This is a genomic window from Pseudomonas sp. GWSMS-1, from assembly GCF_049847425.1.
Lineage (GTDB): Bacteria > Pseudomonadota > Gammaproteobacteria > Pseudomonadales > Pseudomonadaceae > Aquipseudomonas.
In genome coordinates this window covers 2,750,213-2,770,193 of the sequence record NZ_JBMHHV010000005.1, presented here as the reverse complement: position 1 = coordinate 2,770,193, position 19,981 = coordinate 2,750,213, and the positions used below count along the sequence as shown (strand labels likewise).

The 19,981-nt window shown below is 61.4% G+C and carries 18 protein-coding genes and 2 pseudogenes; 13 read left to right on the top strand and 7 right to left on the bottom strand.

Going from position 1 to position 19,981, the window contains the following annotated elements; translation table 11 throughout:
* Positions 1-230 precede the first annotated feature (230 nt).
* Positions 231-827, bottom strand: coding sequence for a hypothetical protein (locus ACEPAJ_RS16730; RefSeq protein ID WP_425916327.1), 597 nt, complete (start codon positions 825-827; stop codon positions 231-233).
* 618 nt (positions 828-1,445) lie between these two features.
* Here ACEPAJ_RS16730 and radC point away from each other — a divergent pair.
* The gene (gene radC, locus ACEPAJ_RS16725; protein WP_425916325.1) at positions 1,446-1,955 is read left to right on the top strand and encodes a RadC family protein; all 510 of its coding nucleotides are present in this window, start codon (positions 1,446-1,448) and stop codon (positions 1,953-1,955) included.
* Between the two features lie 436 nt (positions 1,956-2,391).
* A complete protein-coding gene (locus ACEPAJ_RS16720) occupies positions 2,392-2,616 on the top strand; it encodes a hypothetical protein (protein WP_425916323.1) in 225 nt (74 codons plus the stop codon).
* Between the two features lie 56 nt (positions 2,617-2,672).
* On the opposite strand, the gene ACEPAJ_RS16715 is transcribed toward ACEPAJ_RS16720, so the two are convergent.
* Positions 2,673-3,950, bottom strand: coding sequence for a DUF5623 domain-containing protein (locus ACEPAJ_RS16715; protein ID WP_425916321.1), 1,278 nt, complete (start codon positions 3,948-3,950; stop codon positions 2,673-2,675).
* Positions 3,951-4,608: 658 nt separating this feature from the next.
* Here ACEPAJ_RS16715 and ACEPAJ_RS16710 point away from each other — a divergent pair.
* Positions 4,609-4,911 carry a DUF736 domain-containing protein gene (locus tag ACEPAJ_RS16710; RefSeq protein WP_425916319.1) on the top strand — a complete coding sequence of 101 codons (303 nt, stop codon included), beginning with the start codon at positions 4,609-4,611 and terminating at the stop codon, positions 4,909-4,911.
* Positions 4,912-4,956: 45 nt separating this feature from the next.
* Here ACEPAJ_RS16710 and ACEPAJ_RS16705 read toward each other — a convergent pair whose 3' ends face one another.
* Complete coding sequence (locus ACEPAJ_RS16705; protein ID WP_425916317.1) at positions 4,957-5,247, bottom strand: helix-turn-helix domain-containing protein; 291 nt, start codon at positions 5,245-5,247, stop codon at positions 4,957-4,959.
* A 317-nt stretch (positions 5,248-5,564) separates the two neighbouring features.
* Between ACEPAJ_RS16705 and ACEPAJ_RS16700 the strand changes: the two genes are divergently transcribed.
* The 10 genes from ACEPAJ_RS16700 to ACEPAJ_RS16655 all read left to right on the top strand — a co-directional run bounded on the left by ACEPAJ_RS16700 (position 5,565) and on the right by ACEPAJ_RS16655 (position 14,121).
* Positions 5,565-5,915: a DUF2958 domain-containing protein gene (locus ACEPAJ_RS16700; protein WP_425916315.1), complete on the top strand. Its 351-nt coding sequence runs from the start codon at positions 5,565-5,567 to the stop codon at positions 5,913-5,915.
* Between the two features lie 340 nt (positions 5,916-6,255).
* Entirely contained in the window at positions 6,256-7,041 is a 786-nt protein-coding gene (locus tag ACEPAJ_RS16695) for a DUF2285 domain-containing protein (RefSeq protein ID WP_425916313.1), read from the top strand.
* Between the two features lie 99 nt (positions 7,042-7,140).
* Positions 7,141-7,422 carry a helix-turn-helix transcriptional regulator gene (locus tag ACEPAJ_RS16690; RefSeq protein WP_425918070.1) on the top strand — a complete coding sequence of 94 codons (282 nt, stop codon included), beginning with the start codon at positions 7,141-7,143 and terminating at the stop codon, positions 7,420-7,422.
* A 26-nt stretch (positions 7,423-7,448) separates the two neighbouring features.
* Positions 7,449-8,282, top strand: coding sequence for a replication initiator protein A (locus tag ACEPAJ_RS16685; protein ID WP_425916311.1), 834 nt, complete (start codon positions 7,449-7,451; stop codon positions 8,280-8,282).
* Between the two features lie 241 nt (positions 8,283-8,523).
* The gene (gene parA, locus ACEPAJ_RS16680) at positions 8,524-9,162 is read left to right on the top strand and encodes a ParA family partition ATPase (protein ID WP_425916309.1); all 639 of its coding nucleotides are present in this window, start codon (positions 8,524-8,526) and stop codon (positions 9,160-9,162) included.
* On the top strand, positions 9,159-9,410 hold the full coding sequence (locus ACEPAJ_RS16675; protein WP_425916307.1) for a chromosome partitioning protein ParB: 252 nt from the start codon (positions 9,159-9,161) through the stop codon (positions 9,408-9,410). Before parA ends, ACEPAJ_RS16675 begins: the two co-directional genes overlap by 4 nt.
* A complete protein-coding gene (locus ACEPAJ_RS16670; RefSeq protein ID WP_425916305.1) occupies positions 9,407-9,940 on the top strand; it encodes a DUF2840 domain-containing protein in 534 nt (177 codons plus the stop codon). Before ACEPAJ_RS16675 ends, ACEPAJ_RS16670 begins: the two co-directional genes overlap by 4 nt.
* Positions 9,937-10,500, top strand: a complete 564-nt coding sequence (locus tag ACEPAJ_RS16665) for a S26 family signal peptidase (RefSeq protein WP_425916303.1) — start codon at positions 9,937-9,939, stop codon at positions 10,498-10,500. The genes ACEPAJ_RS16670 and ACEPAJ_RS16665 overlap by 4 nt, the downstream gene beginning before the upstream one ends.
* A 417-nt stretch (positions 10,501-10,917) precedes the next feature.
* On the top strand, positions 10,918-12,888 hold the full coding sequence (locus ACEPAJ_RS16660; RefSeq protein WP_425916301.1) for a DUF3363 domain-containing protein: 1,971 nt from the start codon (positions 10,918-10,920) through the stop codon (positions 12,886-12,888).
* Positions 12,889-13,113: 225 nt separating this feature from the next.
* Positions 13,114-14,121, top strand: a complete 1,008-nt coding sequence (locus ACEPAJ_RS16655) for an AraC family transcriptional regulator (RefSeq protein ID WP_425916299.1) — start codon at positions 13,114-13,116, stop codon at positions 14,119-14,121.
* A 44-nt stretch (positions 14,122-14,165) separates the two neighbouring features.
* On the opposite strand, the gene ACEPAJ_RS16650 is transcribed toward ACEPAJ_RS16655, so the two are convergent.
* The 4 genes and pseudogenes from ACEPAJ_RS16650 to ACEPAJ_RS16635 all read right to left on the bottom strand — a co-directional run bounded on the left by ACEPAJ_RS16650 (position 14,166) and on the right by ACEPAJ_RS16635 (position 19,953).
* A complete protein-coding gene (locus tag ACEPAJ_RS16650) occupies positions 14,166-15,746 on the bottom strand; it encodes a GMC family oxidoreductase (RefSeq protein ID WP_425916297.1) in 1,581 nt (526 codons plus the stop codon).
* Between the two features lie 180 nt (positions 15,747-15,926).
* A pseudogene (locus ACEPAJ_RS16645) lies at positions 15,927-16,115 on the bottom strand (response regulator transcription factor); the annotation flags it as partial.
* A 111-nt stretch (positions 16,116-16,226) separates the two neighbouring features.
* Positions 16,227-17,237, bottom strand: a pseudogene (locus tag ACEPAJ_RS16640) (helix-turn-helix transcriptional regulator); the annotation flags it as partial.
* Between the two features lie 1,342 nt (positions 17,238-18,579).
* A complete protein-coding gene (locus ACEPAJ_RS16635) occupies positions 18,580-19,953 on the bottom strand; it encodes a DUF1329 domain-containing protein (protein ID WP_425916295.1) in 1,374 nt (457 codons plus the stop codon).
* Positions 19,954-19,981 lie beyond the last annotated feature (28 nt).

Below are 19,981 nucleotides of genomic sequence, written 5' to 3'. Positions count from 1 at the left end.
CTCGATGATTTCCTGTCGCATTTCATTTCAGGCAAGGACCACTTTTGGCCGGAAGCATTACGGCAGTTCATCTGCTGTAGCTGAACCGGCATCTTTAGTCGGCTTAGGGCTGCTTACGGCTATAGATGTCTTCGGGTTATTACAAAATTAAGGGCGACTCAGAAGGCTATGGCTCGCTAGCCTTGGGTGAGGGGTTTCAGCGGCTCCGAAGAGAGCCGCTGAAGTTTTATTTAATTTTCTTCGAGGTTGTTTGCATAGATATCACCCATTGCCTCGTACTTTTCTTTGATGACATCAATGGGTGGATTTTTTGCCACAAGGTGCTTCTTGTTGAACAACGCCGGGAAAAACTCTCTGGCTAAGTCTGGTGGCACTATTGCGGTCGAAACCCAAAAATGCTGCCAGGCTATAAGCTCTCTTTCTGTTTCGATAGCAAAAACGGGAGAGGGCTGAAGCTTGCGGAGTTTTCGTGCTTGCTCCCGGCCGTCAATTGGGCGAGGCACGCGAACCTCATTGCCTTTCTTATCCCAGCCTATCCAATAGCTGTAATGACCAACTCCGCCACCAGGCAGGATAGTCAGTTTCACGTAAGCTTTGTTGCGGAGCGGCAAGCGCACTTGGCAAACCCGCTGTATCAGACGCATTGTACTTTTTTGAAGGCGGTCTTTTGCGGGCTCGTTCTTCAAAGTGTCGAGCAGATGGTTCCAGTTTTGGTAGCCCAAGTGCTTTGCTTTGAGCTCCAGCTGACGACAGCGGGAAAGGTCGTCGGGCACGCTGTCCAGCTCCATGGCTCGAACCGCGTTAGTTACACATTCGAAATCGAACATCACAAATTTCCTCGACAAAATGCAGCCATTAAAGCTTTCGCTTTGCTGAGCATGCTGCTTGCCGGGCGGGCCACGAGGGAAATATATGGGCTTCGATTTGAGCTGGTTTTCCTCGAGGCAGCAAGGCGGAGACCAGAACCGTTTACGATCCTAGCAGTGGCTTTATAACGGATCAATATCTCCGTGCTGTCTGTACTTCAGATAGACCTTGCCAATTGGACGAGTGTTCATCCTTCGTCGATGAGCTTTATTCCTTCATTCTGTTTGACTTGAAGTTGCGAGTTTGTGTGCTCGCTATTCGCTAGTGTTTCCCGGCGTTCCGCCGTCGGGCTCGCGGGCTGCGCCCCACGCCTCGTGCCGAGTCGTGGCCATTCGGCTTTGATCCCTGACCCCTCTGGCCCTTGAGGGCCTGCGCGCTCCGCTTGCCAATCCGTGCCTTGAGAAGGGGGATGGGCGGTTTTGCTGTTCCCTTCACCGTATCACGGCGTTCTCGCTGTCAAGGGCTGCCCGCGCGTTGCGCGCTGGCGTCCTGCGGCCGTCGTGGACCCCTGACAGCTTGCGCTGCGCCGTGCTGGTGCCGGTTCCGGGCAATTCCGCCCGAGCAACCGGAGCACGACCATGTCGCAACTTTCCTTTTCCTCGTTCGATTCCATGCTGTTGGTGCGTGACGCGCAGGGGCGCTACCTGCCCGCGTCCGTGGACCAGATCCTGGCGGTGGCACGCCAAGTTATCGACCAGAAATACCAACGCGGGGCGTTGTTCACCGCGCCGGAGCTGGTCAAGGACTTCCTGCGTAACAAGCTGGTTGGATTCGAGCACGAAGTGTTCGCAGCACTGTTCCTCGACAGCCAGCATCGGCTGCTCGAATACGTGGAGTTGTTCCGCGGCACCATCGACCAGGCATCGGTGTATCCGCGAGAAGTGGTGAAAGAGGCGTTGCGGCTCAACGCGGCAGCGGTGATCTTCTCGCACAACCATCCGAGCGGAAATCCAGAGCCAAGCCAGGCAGATAAGGTGCTGACCCAGCGCCTCAAGGAGGCTTTGGCGCTGGTGGAGGTGCGCACGCTGGATCACATCATTGTGGGCGGCGAGGCCACTACGTCATTCGCTGAACAGGGGCTGCTCTGAGCCTCAGGGGGCTTCGGCCCCTTTTTTGCATGCTGCCGAGGTGGGGCTCTGGTCTGGGCATCCCCGGCCAGCGGCCGGTCGCGCTGTCGTGCTGCGCATCGAGCCTCGCTGCGCGAGGCTCGCACCCCTTGGACTTTCATCGTTCCCTCACTGCGTTCCCTCACTGCGTTCGGCGGACGCCTTCGGCCCGGATTCTCGGTCCGGGCCTGCGCGCTTCGCTTGCGTGGGGTCTGCGCCAACGTTGCGGCCGTTGCCTCTCGATCCGCCTTTCCTTGACTTCATCATCTTGTCGCGACTGTAGCGCGCGGCCATGCGCCATCAAGGCGCGCCGGCCGTGTCCTCGGCTGCGCGCCCCCCTGTAGGGTTTCTACTTGACTGGCACTTTGCAATAGCTTTGCTAACGCGCCGATTGGGCGCGTTGACTGGAGCTTGAAGCATGAAAATTCGTATCCGCTGGACCGCGGGGTACCTCGCCGAGTGGGAGCCTGAATACCCAATGAGTAGCCCCCTTCAGCTGATCCACTTCACGGTTCAGTTTGGTCAGGGGCTGTCTTCTGGACAGCCAAGGGGGTGTGAGGTCTGGGAGTACCGGTTGGCAGGTTGCCTGGAGGATGAACCGGCTGTGCCGTGCTATCGGTTCAGCCGGGTGCTGCCGGAGTAGACCGACATAGATGTACCTGGTCAGGGGCTCCCGACCAGGTAGGTCAACGGTGTAGGTTAGGCGACCTGTTTCTGAGCGCGCTTGATTGCATCACGCTCCACAAGATCGAGCACCTTCATAAGATTCCGGCGTGGCCGGCACTCCAAGTAGCCCGAGAGGATCAGCGCACGTGCGTCATTCACACCCTTCAGCAAGTCGTCCAACGTCGCATACTTGGCCCGGTCGGCTCCGTAGTACAGCCTGTCGATCTGATCACTGGCCTTGTTGGAGTGCTCATAGTTCGCCCAGTCATCCAGCGTAGATATCGTGCTGCTGAGCTTATCTAGCACGCGACTTGAGAGATTGGACCAAGAAAAGCCACGGAGAATAAATCCCAGATCCCGGTGTTGCTGAAGCGACATGGCAGTTGCTGGGCGCCACTCAGACGTTTCTCCTGGCCGGCCGCCATAAGGCAGTGCACCTGCGCGCTTTCCGTACGAAGGCTGGGGGCGGGGGCGGTAAGGCTTTCCGCTGGCAATTCGCAGCGGGCTGTGAAAATCAGACCAGTAACTACTGGAGTGGGTGTCCCAGTCGATTTGAGGAAGTGGAGGCAAGCCCTCAACGATCATGGTGACCCGCTGCAGCAGCTCAGGAGAGTCAGAGATCAAGTAAGGGATCGATTCTCCAGGGACGTATAGCCCACCCCAGGCAGGTGCAGTCATTCCAAGCCCGTGTTTGGCGAGCCAGTCACCGCGTTTAGTGCCTTTCTCGCTTGAGCGAGGGTGGTAGGGCTCATCCAGGGCCAACCAGCTTCCTGATGGGGAGATCCAGTTAGACCGGTGATCCTGACCAGGTAGATCCTGCAGGAATTCGATTCGGCGTTTATCAGCGATGTTCCGGATTGGCTTTAGACCGGTTGCTGTGCAGAACTGCAAATCACGCACTGCGTCAGTGATCCGTTTCTGCGCGTGCATATAAGAATGGCCATCCATCATGGCTTGCAGATGGTCCGCACTCTCCAACTGGAAGCCACCAAGCATCCAGTAGCCTCGGGCCTTTAATGTAGGAAGAGTGGCGAGGTTTTCCTCGGGTAGCCTGACAACCGCGGTACAACGCCCGGAGGCCTTTCTATCGTTCTGGTCATGCCAGTAGACAGTCAAGTAGAGCGGCACCAGCTTCAAGGGCGAGGCTCGGTCAGCAAGTTGGCGTTTTGCGTGTGCGTGGTTTTCGAAGCCGGCAATGCGCGCGACAACCTCAAGCGCTTCTTTGTACGCGATGCCACGTTCATTGCGGAGTTTTTTGGCGAAGCGGGAAATGCCGGAGAGGGTGCTCGGCGGGGTGTAGGACTGACTCATTACGACAATCTCCGTCCCTATGGCAGCGTCACCCGTCTCCACTCATAAGGACCGAAGGAAGTCGAATCGGTCAGTTTCTGCAATCGAGACAGTGCCGTTTCCAGCTTGTATTGACGGGTGTCATGCGCCTGTCGAGCACAGAGCTAAGCTATCAGAGTCCTAATCGTGAGCGCAAGCATTGAGAGGTGCTCGCACTGTGCCACATCTCGAAGGATGGGCCACGGACATGCCGATCGGCTTGCTAAGGCGCTTCCAGTCCACGCCTCAAGCTGGTTGCCGCAGGCTGCGGCAAGGGCGTTCTCGCCCGTCGTCGAGGCGCTGACCTTGCTCGCGTCAGGGCGCAAGCCGGTGAAGCCGTCACGCGGGGATGCCGAGTCGGCCCTGTCTCCTTCCGAGGGAGTTCGGCCCGGTGCGTCCTTGGCTTGTCGTGAATCCTGACGGTGGCCCGGCTACGCCTCGGGCTTCATGGTCGCAACCGTTCGGCGCAAACAATTTCCCCTCCGCAGCGCGGATTCCTCGCCTGCAAATTCTGTGCGCCTTCTGGTCCTCCACGCTGTTGCGGCCGTTGCGCGGTGCGGCTAGCCCGTCCCCAGCCGGACGGATCACAACAAGGACGCGATGGGCGCGACCTTGGTTACCCCCGCAAGGAGAAATCATCATGGCCAACATCGGAACCTTCACCGCTCAGAACGACGGCTTCACCGGCACCGTCCGCACACTGACGCTCAAGGTCAAGTTCATCCCCAACGGCAGGAGCAGCGAGAATGCTCCCGACTACCGCATTCAGGCGGCCGGCGGCTACGACATCGGTGCGGCCTGGAAGAGAGTCAGTCAGGCCGAGCGGCCTTACCTGTCCGTGACCCTCGACGATCCTTCGTTCCCTGCGACGATCTACGCCCGGCTGATTGAGGAGGAAGGTACGCATAACCTGATCTGGTCGCGTAGCAAGTCGGTGGCCTGACGGCCACCTCGGTGCCGCCCGTTGCGGTGGGGCACTGTCGCAGGGCTAGGCCCTAGAAGTTGCGAGCTGGCATTCCGCCGCAGCCATCAGCACTGCCGTACTGCAATTGAGCGCGCCGGCGATCTTGAAGATGATCGCCAACGTGGGCATGTGCTCGCCACGCTCGACCTTGCCCATGTGCGAGCGCTCAATGCCGGCCAAGTTCGCCAACGATTCCTGCGCGATGCTACGTTCCATGCGTAGCGCGCGCACCGCCGCGCCGAAGGCTTGCGCCAGCTCGGCATCGAAGGTGGTGGTTCCGGCCGGTCGGCCGGGTTGAACGGATCGCTTCTGCATGGACAGAAGCGTCGGGTCGAGGGAGAATCAAAACCACGTTATCTTTAACTCATTGGTAAGGGTTTCTGTTGCTTTCGTGCTTTTACGGAAACCCGTACTGGCATATTTCATCAGAAGCGCAGAGGCGCCTCCGTGTCTTCCCAGACTTATGTAATACCGATTACACATCTTGGTGTTTTTACGGATTTGCCAGCATGCATCTTCGTGCATTTAAACGAATGCACGAAGACGCATCAGCAGATTGGTGATTCTGTGTGGAAGCACATCCGTGTATCGACGTTTACGCGCAAGGCACGCCCACCTTCTGGCGTGCTGCCATGACCTTGTCGCTTATCACCGAAGTGGAACGCGAGCAGTTGTTGGCGAACGGTCGCGCACGGGCAGCGGGCCAAGCCCTCGATCCGTTACCGGTGGTTCGTCTGTTTACCCCCGACGCACATGCGGTCTGGCTTCTGACTGAACTTGATCCAACCGACGAGGACACGGCTTATGGCCTCTGCGACGTGGGTATCGGCATGCCCGCGCTTGGTGCCGTGAGGCTGTCTGAACTGGCCTCCATCGTCGGGCCCCTCAAGCGCCCGGTCACGCGCGATCTGTACTTCCGAGCGGCACGCACGCTGTCTGAATACATGCGGCTGGCGTACCTCAATGGATCGATCATGGACTGAACGAGCCGCCCATCCGGCACCTGTCATTGAGGGGCGCATTGTGATCGGCTCGATCCGAGTTCAGACCTAACCTGTCTCAATCGGTACTGTTGCAATCAGACGGTGTAAGCCTGACCCAATCGGTCATGATGGCCAGCGCTCAAGGCTGCACGATATGCCTGGCACCACAGCATTGAAGGACGGTGGCGCTGTCGCACTCGGACGATCCGCGCAACGCTTCGGAGTCAATCGGTGTTGATTCTGTCGTTTGACGCCTTTCCATATGATGTCGTGCCGAGGAGACCTTGACCTCGCGTTGCGAGCCCGTGGCGACGAACCCTGTGCAAAGGGAGGTTGCCTCATGGCTGATCGCGACGCCGAGCATTGGTATCCCACCGCGGCCTATCTGTACGTCCTGCACCTGGATGACCTTGCCTTAGCCTGGGAGTACCTGCGCAGGAACCCGGAGTACTGTTGCGACTGGCAGCATCGCCGGTGCCGGCCTGAGGTTGCGCGTCGTTGGGGACTGCGCCTGTTGGAAGACCCAAATCTGGATGCGCGGGATGCAGATCCTGTTTGGTTCCCCGACCCTCTGGAGCTGATACAGCTTTATCCCGATATCGATCCCATGCCCGATGCCGTGGCATTTGATTTCTGGCGCATCCCAGGCAGCAAGTGCCTGATCCATGACGGCAGGCGCCTGCTGCTGACGACGCGCTGGCCGGGTTGCTGCCTTCGGCTGGCCGTTGCTCCCGACCTAGAGGACGGCATGGCTTATGTGCATGCCGTTCGGGCCTGCGCACGCTACTGCGCAATCGCGGCCGGGCTGAACAAGCTGACTGTCGCGGCCGATGCCACGCCGCTTGCGGCGACCCGGTGTCGGCCCGGTCCCGCCGCGCTGCTGGAGCTGCATACCCTTCAGGCGCTCGACGCTACCCTGGCGGGGGCGTCCTTGCGCCGGGTGGCCGAGGGGCTGTTTGGTCGGGCTGCGGTGGAAGGAGGCTGGCACGCCGACGGCGGCCTGCGCTCAAAGGTGCGCCGCTTGGTAGGGCGCGGCCGGACGCTGATGCACGGAGGCTATCGACGCCTGGCAAAGCTCGACGGGCGTGAGGAGGGTCGTTCCGCGCCGCCTGCAAAACGACCCTGAACAGGCCGCCTACCATTTCTGAGACTGCCTCCAACCGGCCGCGCTGATGCGGACGCGCTGTTCTGACTGATGGAGGCTCACCCCATGCGACCCGCTCCCGTGCGACCTGCTGCTGCCCACTTCACGCCCCTACAACCCGCTGCCACTGTCCAGCCGCAGCGCTACTTGACCAATGACGAGGCGGCCGAATACCTGCGCCTGTCGCCGCGTACGCTGGAGAAGCAGCGCGTAATCGGTGGCGGCCCGCGCTTTCGCAAGTTCGGTCGGCGCGTCATGTATGCCGTTGCCGATCTCGATAGTTGGGCCGATCAGCGCAGCTTCGAGGCCACGTCTGATCCCGAATATGCCGAGCAGCACTCGGCCGACAGCCGTGCGCGCTGATCGACGGCTCGCGGGTGGCCATCGCCATGTCCCGCTCTTCGTCGGAGCGCGAACAGCTCGACCTGTTCCGCGCCTTGCCGGGCGACATAGCGCCGCGCGACAGTCAGGACCTAATGGCCTATCCGTTCTTCTCGCTGGCCAAGTCGCGGCGCACGACGCCGATCGACTTCCGCGCCAGCGGCGTCACCGTGCGTGTGGAGGGAGCGCAGGAGTATGGCATCGCCACGATCTGGGATGCCGACATACTGATCTGGGCGGCCAGTCAGATCGTCGAGGCGCGCGACGCGGATTTGCACCCGTCGCGCCTGATGCGCGCCACGCCCTACGAGATCCTGCGCTTCATCGGTCGCGGGGTATCGCTGCGCGACTACCAGCGCCTCAAGGCCGCCCTGGATCGCCTACAGTCGACCACTGTGGCTACCTCCATTCGCGAAGCCACTGGGAGGCGATTGCATCGCTTTTCCTGGATCAACGAATGGAAGGAGCTGGCCGACGCCTGCGGCACGCCGCTGGGCATCGAGCTGATCCTGCCGGACTGGTTCTACGCGGGCGTGATGGACGCCGCCCTGGTGCTGACCATCGACCCTGCGTATTTCCGGCTCACCGGCGGCATCGAGCGCTGGCTGTACCGCTTGGTGCGCAAGCATGGCGGCAAGCAGCCGGACGGCTGGCAGTTCGACTTCCGGCACCTGCATCGCAAGTCAGGCAGCACGGCGAGGCTCGGCGACTTCGCCTGCGATTTGCGCGCCCTAGTAGTGCGACAGTCGCTGCCTGGCTACGTGCTCGGCATCGAGCGGATACCGGAGAGCAGCACGGAGCTGCTGACATTCCGACCCGTGTCGCCCACGGCACGGGGGTAACTGCGGGAAAACCTGTGGACGGGCTCGTGCTATCAGGCGTGCGGGGTATCGTGCTATCGGGCGTGTCCCTATCGTGCTATCAGGCGTACGAAGTCGTCTACAGGGCAGAGACTGCGGGGGTTGCAGCCTCCCTTAACTTCTCTAACTTGAAAGCTCTAACTTTTTGTAGAGGCGCGCCATTCCGGTGGGCAACCGCGAAACGGCACGTCCAGGCCGGCTTTCCAGCAGGGAGCGCCGCGCCATGATCATCGCCTTGCTCAACCAGAAAGGTGGTGTCGGCAAGACCACGCTCGCCACACATATCGCTGGCGAATTAGCGATGCGTGGCCAGCATGTCGTGCTGCTGGACGCCGACCCGCAGGGCTCGGCGCAGGACTGGACGCAGCGGCGCGCCCAGCAGGGCTTGCCACGCTTGTTCGGCACCGTGGGTCTGGCCCGCGAGACGCTGCACCTGGAGGCACCCGATCTGGCGCGTCGCGCCGATCACATGGTCATCGACGGCCCGCCGCGCATCGCTGCCTTGGCGCGCTCCGCACTGTTGGCGACCGATTGCGTGCTGATCCCCGTGCAGCCCAGCCCCTATGACCTGTGGGCCAGCGCCGAAATGATCGCGCTGATTCGTGAGGCGCAGGTGTTTCGGCCGCAGCTAGCGGCGGCCTTCGTCATCAACCGGCGGGTCAGTACCACCATCATTGGTCGCGAGGCGCGCCTGGCATTGGCCGACCAACCGCTGCCGGCACTTCGCACAGAAGTGCGCCAGCGCATCGTCTTCGCCGACAGCGCTGCCTCCGGCCGCCTCGCCCGTGAGACAGCACCGGATAGCGCCGCCGCGCGTGAGATCGCCGTGTTGGTCGACGAACTGCTGCGGTGGACGACATGACCACCGAACGCAGTAAACGTATCGCCATCGGTGCGCGTCCGCCGGCGAACCCACACGCCGAGGCGTGGGTTCGTCAGGGCGACACCTGCGACCTGCAGAAAGGTGATCTTTACACCGCGCGCCTGACCCTCGATATCACGCCCGCCATGCGCGCCCGCATCAAGGTATCGGCGTTCACTCAGTGCGTGACGGTCGCCGATCTGCTGCGTGCGCTACTAGACCGTGAATTCCCGGAGAAAACCCCATGAACGCACAGCCCTCGGCGGCCACGCCTGTACTGCCGCCATTGCTCGCGCTGATGACCGGCCAGACCGACGCAGCACAGCTGACTCGCGTCTCGCTCGCCTACGTGGAACAGCGCATCAAGCTCTACCTACGCTTCGGCGAGCCGGCGCGCACCGACCGGCTGGACCACTGGCGACGTATCGCGGTCTTCCTGCCGGGTGACGTTTTCTGCCGCATCCGCTGGCAGGCCAACGACTACGGCACAATCCGCTGGCAGCTCATGGTGATGCAGGCTTGCACGTCGCTGGACGTGGCGCAGCGCATACCCGGCGTGCAGCCTGGTGCACGGCTACTGCTGCACGTCGAAAGTGAGCCTACCGTGCACGCTGTGCTTACGCAGATCGACGCCATCGAGGCGTTGGGCATCGCGCCGGGTGCCGTTGCGCCCGCGTACTGGCGCACGCTGGGCAACCGACTCGCTGCGCGACTGCCGCTGCCGGCGTACACGGCGGAGCGGCATACCGCCTGGCTGGCGGGGAGGCGGCTGTCATGACCATCAACGACGTCTCGCGTCCTCGCTTGCGCCTGCGCACTGGCCTCGTGATAGCGGGCCTGTCCGCCAGCGGCCTCGCCGCGCTCGCCTGGGCGTCATTCGTGCAGCCCGATGTCCGCGTCGTCTACAACGCTTCGGACAGCGTGCCTATCGGTTGGTACCGCGTCGATCCACCCGGACGCCGAACCGACTCGCTGTTAGTCGGCAGCATCGTGTTAATCCGGCTGCCAGACGCCATCGCCGCGTTTGCCGCGCAGCGTGGCTACCTACCGAGGGGTATCCCGCTGCTCAAACGCGTGGGCGCGGTATCGCCGCAGGAGGTGTGTGTTACTGGCGGGATTGTGCGCATCGACGGTGCGCCTGCGTCCGCCGCGCTGCGCACAGATCGGCTGGGCCGACCATTGCAGAGCTGGCTGGGTTGTCGCCGGCTTCTGCCCGGTGAGTTGTTCCTATTGAGCACGACCAATCAGATGTCGTTCGATAGTCGGTATTTTGGGTCAATTGGCGCATCCGCTGTGGTCGGTGTCGCGCATCCGATCTGGCTGGAGACCGGCCGATGATGAGTGCCGACTTGTTGCACATCACGCCATCCTATGTGTCGTCCTGCTGGCTGTCGCTGTGCCGTTGTGCGTGCAGCGCGGGTGCCTTCGCACCGCGCTTCGCGCAACCTCCGGCGCAGCCGTCTTGCCTCGAATGCGAGCGGCCCGAAGCCGTCACCGCGCTCGCCGGCAGGCGGGTTGCAAATAGTGCAGCGCCGCCGGCCGTCGATACATGCAGCGCACGCGGGAGGCAAAGGCGGAAGGCAAGACAAAAGGGGGCGGCACTTGGCCTTCCCCAACTTCAGTCTGCACGTGGGGTGGGAGCGGCACGGCGCGGCTTCGTCGCCGTGCCGTGTATTGCGCGTAGCGCTCGCTGCTGCAGGCATGCCTGCGTGCTTCGCACGCCAGAACACGCCCTGGCTTACCGAGGGAGCAGCCATGACCGACCGACGCGATGACGATTTCCGCGTGCGCCCCAGCGCGCCGAAGAACCGCGATCAGGGCTTCGTGTCCAAGGTGCTCAAGCAGGTCGGCAAGGCCGGCGGCAAGTCGGCTGTGCGGCGGCCGGCACTGTCCGGTGGCAAGGGGCAACATGCCGGTCAGCGGCCTGGCTCGCGCCTGGGGCGCGGGCATACGGCGGCGCGTTTCGCGGGCACCTCGCTTACGCCACTCTCGCGTCGGGTGACCATCAAGACGCTGCTGGTCAACCAGCGCCAGGCCAGCCCGCAGTCGTTGACCAAACACCTGCGCTACATCGAGCGCGATGGTGCCGGCCGCGATGGGGAGCCGGGTAGGGCTTACGGGCCACAGGCGGACGATGCCGACCTCGGTGCCTTCAGGGAACGCTGCACTGACGATCGACATCATTTCCGCTTCATCGTCGCACCTGAGGACGGTGCCGAGCTGGACGACTTGCGCACCTACGCCCGGCACCTGATGAGCCGCATGGAGGCTGACCTGGGTACGCGGCTGGATTGGGTGGCGGTGGATCACTGGAATACCGACAACCCGCATACCCACATTGTCCTGCGTGGGCGCGACGACACCGGCAAAGACCTCATCATCGCCAGCGACTACATCGCCCATGGCTTCCGTCACCGGGCCGCGGAGCTCGCCACCGAATGGTTGGGGCCGCACACTGAACTGGAGATCCAGCAGACCCTCCAGCGCGAGGTGGAGCAGGAGCGCTGGACGAGCCTGGACCGCACCCTGCGGTGCGAAGCTGGGCGTGATGGACTGCTGCAGATCGAACGCCTCAACGAACCGCGGCTGCAGCGCCAACGCCTGTTGCTGATTGGCCGTCTGCAATGCTTGCAGCGTATGGGCTTGGCCGCCGAGGTCCGGCCCGGCACCTGGAGCGTTCAGGGCGATGCGGAGAAGACCTTGCGTGCGCTGGGCGAGCGGGGTGACATCGTCCGCACCCTGCAGCGCGCTATGAGTGGCCGGTCGCGTGAGCTGGCCGTGTTCGAGCCGGGGGAGGCGGGGCGCGCTGTGATCGGACGGGTGGCCGCCAAGGGACTGGCCGACGAGCTGCGTGACCGGGCTTACCTGGTCATTGATGGGGTCGACGGCAAGGCTCATTACGTTTCACTCAATTCCCGCGATGAACTGGCGAACTACCCCGCAGGATCGGTGGTGGAGGTGCGCGGCTCGGCCGAGATACGCGCGGCCGACCGCAACATCACCGAGCTGGCAAGCGATGGCCTGTACCGCGTCGACCATCATCTGGCAATCGCCCAAGGACAGAAGAACAGTCGAGATCCACAGGACGTCGTTGCGGCCCATGTCCGCCGGCTGGAGGCCCTGCGTCGGGCCGGCATCGTGGAGCGTGTAGCCGACGGGCTATGGAAAGTGCCCGATGACTTGCCCGAGCGCGGTCGCCAGTACGACGCGCAGCGCCTGGGTGGCGTGGCCGTAGAGCTGAAGTCTCATCTGCCCATCGAACGGCAGGCTTGTGTGATCGGCGCTACCTGGCTCGACCAGCAATTGATAGGCGGTGGGCGAGGGTTGGGTGACCTAGGATTCGCTGGCGAGGTGAGGCAGGCCATACAGCAGCGTGCCGATTTCCTAGTCGAACAAGGGCTGGCGGAGAAGCAAGGCCAGCGTGTGATCCTGGCGCGTAACCTTCTAGTGACGCTACGCAGCCGGGAGCTGGCCCAGGCTGCTCGGGACATCGCCACTGAAACGGGATTGGAGCATCTGCTTGTACATGACGGACAGCGGGTGGCCGGCACCTATCGGCGTAGCGTCATGCTCGCCAGTGGACGTTACGCAGTGCTAGATGACGGCAAAGGGTTCAGTCTGGTTCCGTGGAAGCCGGTGATCGAGCAGCGCCTAGGGCAGCAGATTGCCGCAACCGTGGACGGTGGCGGCGTGTCGTGGGAGATCAGTCGGTCGCGGGGTGTCTAGCTAGATATAGAGCTGATTGGTTGAGGGTGTGGATATTTACCGCAGTGGGGGTATTCCATGCATAGGCCGGTGATGTCTATCGAAGCGTGAGCAGTTCATACTCAATGGTGGCGGGTATGCTAGGCGGCTTCTACAAATCTCGTCTCGTAGCCATGACCATTCAGCCAGGTGCATATTTGATGAAAGGGCTGAGGCCGCTTTGATAGTGATTGGACTCCAGTCAACATGACTACTCTTATTCGTACCACTTCATTTTGGGGCTTCAACGAACTGGTGAGCCAGTTGGGCGGCCAGCCCGAGTCCCTGTTGCGGCAGTACCACATTGACCCTCGGCTGCTTGGAGATGAGGAGGCGCGCGTTCCGCTCCGCTCATTCATTGAGGTGCTGGAGCACGCAGCGTCGGTTCTGGACTGCCCCGACTTCGGTTTACGTATGGCCCAGTATCAGGACGTGCATGTACTTGGCCCGATCGCCCTGATCGCGCGCAGTGCTGCAACTGTGGGCCAGGCTCTGGAGGAAATAGTCCGCTTCATCGGTTACCACAGTCCAGGGATTTGTCTTGAGCTAGAAAGCGGCGAGTCACAGACGTCGCGATTGCGCATCGATATCCGTTTTCCGGGTGCTTTACAGCAGCGGCAGCTACAGGAACTGGCCCTCGGGGTTGCCCATAACACTATGAAGCTGCTTTGTGGCTCAAGCTTCAGATCTCTGGCCGTTCTATTCAGCGGCATCAGCCCACTACCCGCTGCCCGTTATCGCCGTTATTTCAACACTAGCGTCTGCAATGGACAGGATTGCAATGCTCTGGTTCTTCACCGTGATCAACTGGAACAGGCCATCGAGCTTCAGGATCCGTTGCTGTACCGCACCTTGGTCCAGTACCTCAGTGCTTATGCGGCGCGACCTCAAGATCTGCGCTCTCAGGTGGAGTTTCTCATCCTGCGCATGCTGCCGACCCAGCGCTGCCGCCTGCCACTGGTGGCCGAACAGCTGGGGTTGCACGAGAGGGTGTTGCAGCGGCGCCTGGCTGAGCAGGGCAGTGGATTCGAGGAGCTGCTGGAGGCAGTGCGCCGGGAGCGTGCCGACTGTTATCTGGCCGAGCGGAACATGCCGATGTCACAGGTCGCCGGCTTGCTCGGTTATAGCGAGCAGAGTGTGTTCAATCGTGCTTGCCGACGTTGGTTCAGCATGGCGCCACGGGCGCGGCGCCGTCAGTTGCTGGAAAGAGAGTAGGCCCAACCCCCGTGCATCGGGGCCTTTCTGTGTTGTCATGCGCCTCAGGCAGACGCTACCCATTCGGCACCGCGCTCTGCGATCATGATTGAGGCTGCGTTGGTGTTGCCACCTACCAAGGTCGGCATGATGGAGGCGTCTATCACTCGCAGGCCCTCAATGCCGTGCACTCGCAGTTGGCTGTCAACGACGGCCAACTCGTCCTGACCCATCTTGCAGGTGCCGATCGGGTGATAGATGGAGTCGGTGCGGCGACGCAGCAATTCAATCAGCTGTTCGTCACTGTGCAGGTGCTGGCTGTACATGTCCTTGAGGCCGAAGCGCGCCATGGGGGCCTGAGCTACTATCTCGCGAGCCATGCGATAGCCCTTGAGCAGCGTCTGCACATCGTCGTCGTGTCCGAGGAAGTTGGGGTCGATGCGCGGTGCTGCGCCTGGGTCCGCGGATGTCAGGCCGACGCTGCCGATGCTTTTGGGCCGCAGCACGCAGACATGACAGCTGAAACCGTGGCCCCAGTGAAGCTTGCGGTTGTGGTCATCGACTGTGCCGATCACCGAGTGCAGCTGGATATCTGGGCGCGCTAAGTCTGGGGCTGTTTTGAGGAAGCCACCCCCTTCGGCACAATTGCTCCCAAATGGGCCTTTTTGGTTGCGCAGATAGTCGATCAGTGCCTTGCCCATCTTCAGACTACCGCTGAGAGATATACCCAGCAGCGAGGTGTCGCGGCTTTTGTAGCAGAGCACGATGTCCGGATGATCCTGCAGGTTCTGGCCGACGCCCGGCAGCTCGTGTTGCACATCGATGCCCAGTGGTTTGAGCTCGGACTCCGGTCCTATGCCAGATAGCATTAACAGATGCGGGCTGCCGAAAGCGCCAGCGGCCAGCAGTACTTCCTTGCGCGCCTTCAGTTGCAGGCGCCGGCCCTTGATCAGAGCTTGCACGCCAACGGCCTGTTTGCCTTGCAGCAGTACGCGCTCGACGTGGGCGCCAGTGAGTACGGTGAGGTTTTCGCGGTGGCGGATCGGTTTGAGGAAGGCTGTGGCAGTGCTCCAGCGGCGACCGTCGCGGATGGTTACGTCGTAGTAGCCGACGCCTTCCTGCTGTGCACCATTGAAGTCTGAGGTGTAGGGGTGGCCAGCCTGAATGGCGGATTCGACGAAAGCTTCGGTAGCGGCATGGCGGTGGGCTCGACCGACGTAAAGCTCGCCTTCGCCGCCATGGAATTCGCTGCTATCGCTGTGGTGCATCTCGCTTTTGCGAAAGTATGGAAGCACATCGGCGAAGGACCAGCCGGGGTTGCCCAGCGCTTGCCAGTCGTCGAAGTCACTGTGGTGGCCGCGGATGTAGATCATTCCGTTAATTGAGCTGCTGCCCCCCAACACCTTGCCGCGTGGCTGATAACCGACGCGGCCGCCCAGGCCAGGCTGCGCCACAGTATCGAAGGCCCAGTTGACGTGACGGGTTGGCAGGATCGCGGCGACGCCCAACGGTGTGTGGATCAGTGGAGAGGTATCTTTCGGCCCTGCCTCCAGCAGGCAAACGTGCGTGTCCGGGTTGGCGCTCAGTCGGTTGGCCAAGACGCAGCCGGCGGAGCCGGCGCCGACGATAATGTAGTCGAATTCCATCTGTGCAAGTCTCGATTGGTGGCGAGGAGAACAGTGGAATTCTTGGTGGTTTTGGGTTGGGGGTTATTGGCTTTTTACGACTATTTTTTGACTTTTTATGACTGTGGTGGCGAGATGATACATCGATCATCGCTTGGGCGCGCTAGGTAATGAGTAGCTCTGGAGATACCAAATCCTGGTTCAGCCCGTCAGGCCAAGCTCTTTGGCGCGTGCCACTGCCTGGGTTCGGCGCGCCACGCCGAGTTTGAAATTTATGTTCTGGGCGTGAGTCTTCACTGTGTGCAGAGAGATGAACAGACTCTCGGCGATCTGCTGGTTGGAACAGCCCTGGGCGATCAGTTTGAGCACGTCCAGCTCGCGTCGGCTTAGTAGGGCGGCGGGGCTGCCGTTACCAGTCCCGTTGCTCTCGGTGGCCCAGCGCATCATCGCCGGATTGCGTTGGGCAAAGGCTCGCTCGACGCTGGCCAACCCCATCTGCCGGGCCAGTGCTAGGGCATCGAGCAGAGCCTGCTTGGCTTGCGCTTGCCTGTTGCTGGCGTGGAGACCCTCGGCCAGGCTGAAGCCGATCTCGCAGGCCAGTGGTCGGCGGCCTTCGTCCATTGCCTGGTTGAGCAGCGCGTGCAGGTTGCTCAGGGCCAGCTCCGGTTGCTCGCCGGCGAGCTGCGCCTGGGTGAGTGCCAAGCGCAGGCGCAGGTTAAGTTCGGGGGCGCCGAATGGTGGCAGTTGGGCTCCCTCTTCCAGCAGGGCGCGCAGGGCCTTTTCGGCCTGGGCATAGCGGCCCTGGCCGAGCCACAGTCGGGCCTTGGTTAGCAGCAGTAAGCCTTGATACAGTTGCACGTTGATGTGGCTGTACTGCATCAGACGCTCGGCATCGGCGATACGGGCGAAGGCGTCGGCAAGATCGCCGTGCAGGGCGCTCAGCTCCGCCAAACCCAGGTGGCCCCAGACGGCGGCCGGGTCTGCACAAGACTGACATTCCCGCAGGCCTGAAGTAAAGGCAGCCTCGGCTTCTTGGTAGCAGCCTCGTTGCAATAGCAGGCCCGCGCGCAGCAGTTGGGTACGGCCGCGCATCGGGCTGATCTCAGTGTCGCCCCTGGCGTCAGACAGCTCGGTATACAAGCGGCTGAGCAAGGTTTCTGCGCGTAGCAGCTCGCCGCGGATTTCCAGCAGCTTGGCGTGCTCCAGTGCCACTAGACTTTCGAAGGCCAAGCTGGCGTGCTCACGGGCCTGCTTGATGGACACGCGGTTGAGCTCTTGGGCCACGTTGAAGCGACCCTCAATAAGTGCTTGATCGATCTGTGCCAGATGGCAAAGAAGGCGCTGCCCCCAAGATCTTTCAGGCAGTTCGGCGACAGCCTCAGCCAGCAGAATGCGAGCTCGCTTGGCATCACCTCTGTGAAATGCCAGTTTGCCGGCCAGAGCCTTCCACTCAGCGATCAGTTCCTGTTGGTGTCGCGCGTCGGGCTGTGGCAGGAATCGCTCTAGCGCCATCAGGTAGTCCGGGACTTCGTCGAGCCGGCCGCTGAGTAGCAGGACCCAGGCGTTGAGCAGGGCCAGGCGCGGGGTGCTGCTGAGCAGGGAGACCGGCAGTTCACTGCGCCACTCCAGCAGCAGGGCAAGGCCGCGGCCTTGGAGCAAGCGATCCTGGGTGTAGCGTTGCATCAGGCTGGCAGCCACTTCTGGCTGATCAGCTTTAAGCGCGTACTCCAGCGCAGGGCGGATTTCCTCGCGGCTGATGTACCACTGGCACGCCTTGCGAAATAAAGCCTTGGTCATACTGCCTGGCAACTGGCTTGCCAGGAAAGAGGCCACCGCTGGCTGTACGCGTAGCCGTCTGCCGCCTTGGTCTGCAGCCTCGATGAAAAGACCCGCTTCGCGCAGTTGCTCCAGCAGTTGGATTCCTTCACCCGCGCCGAGCAGGTGATCGCACATCTCGCGCTCAAAGGTGGGGAACTGGGCCAGAGCGTAGAGGGCTTGCTGCAAATCATCGGGCAGCTCATTCAGCACTTCATGTTTGAGGTAGTCCAGGAGCAACTCGTCGCTACCGTCGGGCGCCAAGGGCTGACCAGGTTTGATGCCATGTAGGCGCACGCGTAGGCCGGCGCACCAGCCTTGGGTTTGCTCCAGTAGCTTCAACTGGGTTGAGCGCGGCCATTGATGGCCTGCGAGCTGCAGTAGCTCGCCTAGTTCGTTTTCGCTGAATGCTAGCTCCTGGCTGCCCAGCTCAAATAGCTCTCCATCCAGTAGCAGTCTGGCTAGCTGCAGTTGCGGTCGGCGCCGGCTGGTGATCCACCATTTCACTTGGGGTGGGGTATTCAGTAGCAGGGTGTTGAGGGTTTGGTCTAGCTCGGAGTCCGGGCTACGCGGATAATCGTCGAGCATCAGCCAGAGTGGCTGCGCCTGCTCTTGGAGGAGGCGCTCAATGGCGGCCTGGGAGACCTCTCCTAAGCCCAGAGCAACCCCCAGACGTTGCACAAAAGACTCGGCACCCAGTGGCTGGCCGCGCAGGTCGAAATGGACTGCGCGAATGTTTTCTGGCTTCAGTCGCACACATTCGCCGAGTAATACGCTCTTACCGCTGCCGGCTGGGGCGCAGAGAAGGCGCAGGTGGCAGTTAGCCTGCAGGAGGGCATCACGCAAGCGTGGACGGGGCAGGTTGATGGAAGGCAACCGGGGTGCGCTAGAAAGAGGTGGCGAGGCCATGAGTTCGCTCGAAAGCCAGTATGAAGTCATTCCATCCTTACAGAGGCTGATGGCAGTGCGCAAATACGTTAGCAATAAAAACGGCCCAAGAGGGCCGTATGAAGTAATGGAACAGCGTTGCGGGGTAACGTCAGCGTACACCTGCCTGGCGTAGCGCTGCTGGGGTATATCTGGAGGCAGTGGCCTTAGCACCGAATTCGAAGCTCTGTTTCGCTTCGTTCTTCAGGCCTAGCACCGAGTATCGACCAGAGGTCAGGTCATACAGTGTTTCGGCGGTATAGCCAGGCACTTGCTTATGGTAGTACTGCTGCATATGCCCCTCTCCTACGCGCCATAGGCTGCCTCGGCCATCGTAGTGATCTACTAACGCCAGCTGCCAGCTATCTTCATCGAAGTACATGTGACGGGTTGCATAAATATGGCGCTCGCCTGGTTTGACCTTGGCTACGACTTCCCACACCCGATGCAACTCGTAGCGAGTGAGATCCTGGTTAATATGTCCTGCCTGGAGGATGTCTTTGTACTTCAGGCTCGGCGAATCCAGTTTGTAGCTGTTGTAGGGGATGTACATCTCCTTCTTGCCGACGAGCTCCCAGCTATAGCGATCCGGAGCACCATTGAACATGTCGTAGTTGTCCGTAGTGGACAAACCATCGGAAGCAGTTTGAGGGCTGTCGTAGGCCACTTGAGGTGCGCGCCGCACGCGCCGCTGGCCGGAGTTGTATAGCCAGGCCATACGAGGCTCTTTGACTTGGTCGATGGTCTCATGCACCAGAAGCACATTGCCGGCCTGACGTGCCGGGGCGGTCACAACCTGGATGAAGTAGAACAGGATGTTTTCGGCCTTCTGTTTGTCCAGATCTGGCAGGTTGCTGGGGTAAGACACTTCGTCGGCGAAGTGAACCATGTCGAAGGTGCCGTTGACTTGTGGCTGTACAAGCGTCATGTAACGCTTGATGTTACCGCCGCGGTAACGGGTGGTATGGTTCCAGATCACCTCAACACCGCTTTGTGGGATTGGGAAGGCGTAATAGCGACTGTCACTGAAACCCTTGAGGCCGTTGCCGCCATCGATGCCTTCGGTATTCAGCGCGCTGGTCTTGATCGCCGCGTAGATGCTGTCTGGCAGGGCCGCGCTACGGTGGCTCGGGTATACCGGGATCTTGTAGGTGTCGGGGTAGCGCTTGAACATCGCTAACTGTCCGGCGGACAGTTTGTCTTTGTACTGGTCGGCGTTGGCCGCGGTTATGGTGAACAGCGGTCGCTCGCTGGCGAAGGGATCGGAGAGGAAGCCTTTGGCGTCTACCGTGCCGGCGTTGGTCGGCAGGCCGCCGGTCCAATGGGGAATACTGCCGTCGGCGTTCCCGGCCTTCTCTGCGCCGATTGGGGTCAGGCTGGTGCCCAGTTTGGCCGCTTCGTCCGGGGACACCTTCGCCATCACGCTGGTGGCAAAGAGAGATAGCGCCAGGACACCGGTTTGCATAAGGGATTTGGTTGTGATCATCGTTTTATCCATTGTTATTCCGCTCTGT

Coding starts and splice junctions, on each gene's coding strand:
- ACEPAJ_RS16715 (WP_425916321.1), bottom strand. CDS start 3,950: ATGAGTCAGTCCTACACCCCGCCGAGCACCCTCTCCGGCATTTCCCGC.
- ACEPAJ_RS16695 (WP_425916313.1), top strand. CDS start 6,256: ATGGCTGATCGCGACGCCGAGCATTGGTATCCCACCGCGGCCTATCTG.
- parA (WP_425916309.1), top strand. CDS start 8,524: ATGATCATCGCCTTGCTCAACCAGAAAGGTGGTGTCGGCAAGACCACG.
- ACEPAJ_RS16650 (WP_425916297.1), bottom strand. CDS start 15,746: ATGGAATTCGACTACATTATCGTCGGCGCCGGCTCCGCCGGCTGCGTC.
- ACEPAJ_RS16670 (WP_425916305.1), top strand. CDS start 9,407: ATGAACGCACAGCCCTCGGCGGCCACGCCTGTACTGCCGCCATTGCTC.
- ACEPAJ_RS16655 (WP_425916299.1), top strand. CDS start 13,114: ATGACTACTCTTATTCGTACCACTTCATTTTGGGGCTTCAACGAACTG.
- ACEPAJ_RS16730 (WP_425916327.1), bottom strand. CDS start 827: ATGTTCGATTTCGAATGTGTAACTAACGCGGTTCGAGCCATGGAGCTG.
- ACEPAJ_RS16685 (WP_425916311.1), top strand. CDS start 7,449: ATGTCCCGCTCTTCGTCGGAGCGCGAACAGCTCGACCTGTTCCGCGCC.
- ACEPAJ_RS16710 (WP_425916319.1), top strand. CDS start 4,609: ATGGCCAACATCGGAACCTTCACCGCTCAGAACGACGGCTTCACCGGC.
- ACEPAJ_RS16705 (WP_425916317.1), bottom strand. CDS start 5,247: ATGCAGAAGCGATCCGTTCAACCCGGCCGACCGGCCGGAACCACCACC.
- radC (WP_425916325.1), top strand. CDS start 1,446: ATGTCGCAACTTTCCTTTTCCTCGTTCGATTCCATGCTGTTGGTGCGT.
- ACEPAJ_RS16660 (WP_425916301.1), top strand. CDS start 10,918: ATGACCGACCGACGCGATGACGATTTCCGCGTGCGCCCCAGCGCGCCG.
- ACEPAJ_RS16635 (WP_425916295.1), bottom strand. CDS start 19,953: ATGATCACAACCAAATCCCTTATGCAAACCGGTGTCCTGGCGCTATCT.
- ACEPAJ_RS16665 (WP_425916303.1), top strand. CDS start 9,937: ATGACCATCAACGACGTCTCGCGTCCTCGCTTGCGCCTGCGCACTGGC.
- ACEPAJ_RS16700 (WP_425916315.1), top strand. CDS start 5,565: ATGACCTTGTCGCTTATCACCGAAGTGGAACGCGAGCAGTTGTTGGCG.
- ACEPAJ_RS16675 (WP_425916307.1), top strand. CDS start 9,159: ATGACCACCGAACGCAGTAAACGTATCGCCATCGGTGCGCGTCCGCCG.
- ACEPAJ_RS16720 (WP_425916323.1), top strand. CDS start 2,392: ATGAAAATTCGTATCCGCTGGACCGCGGGGTACCTCGCCGAGTGGGAG.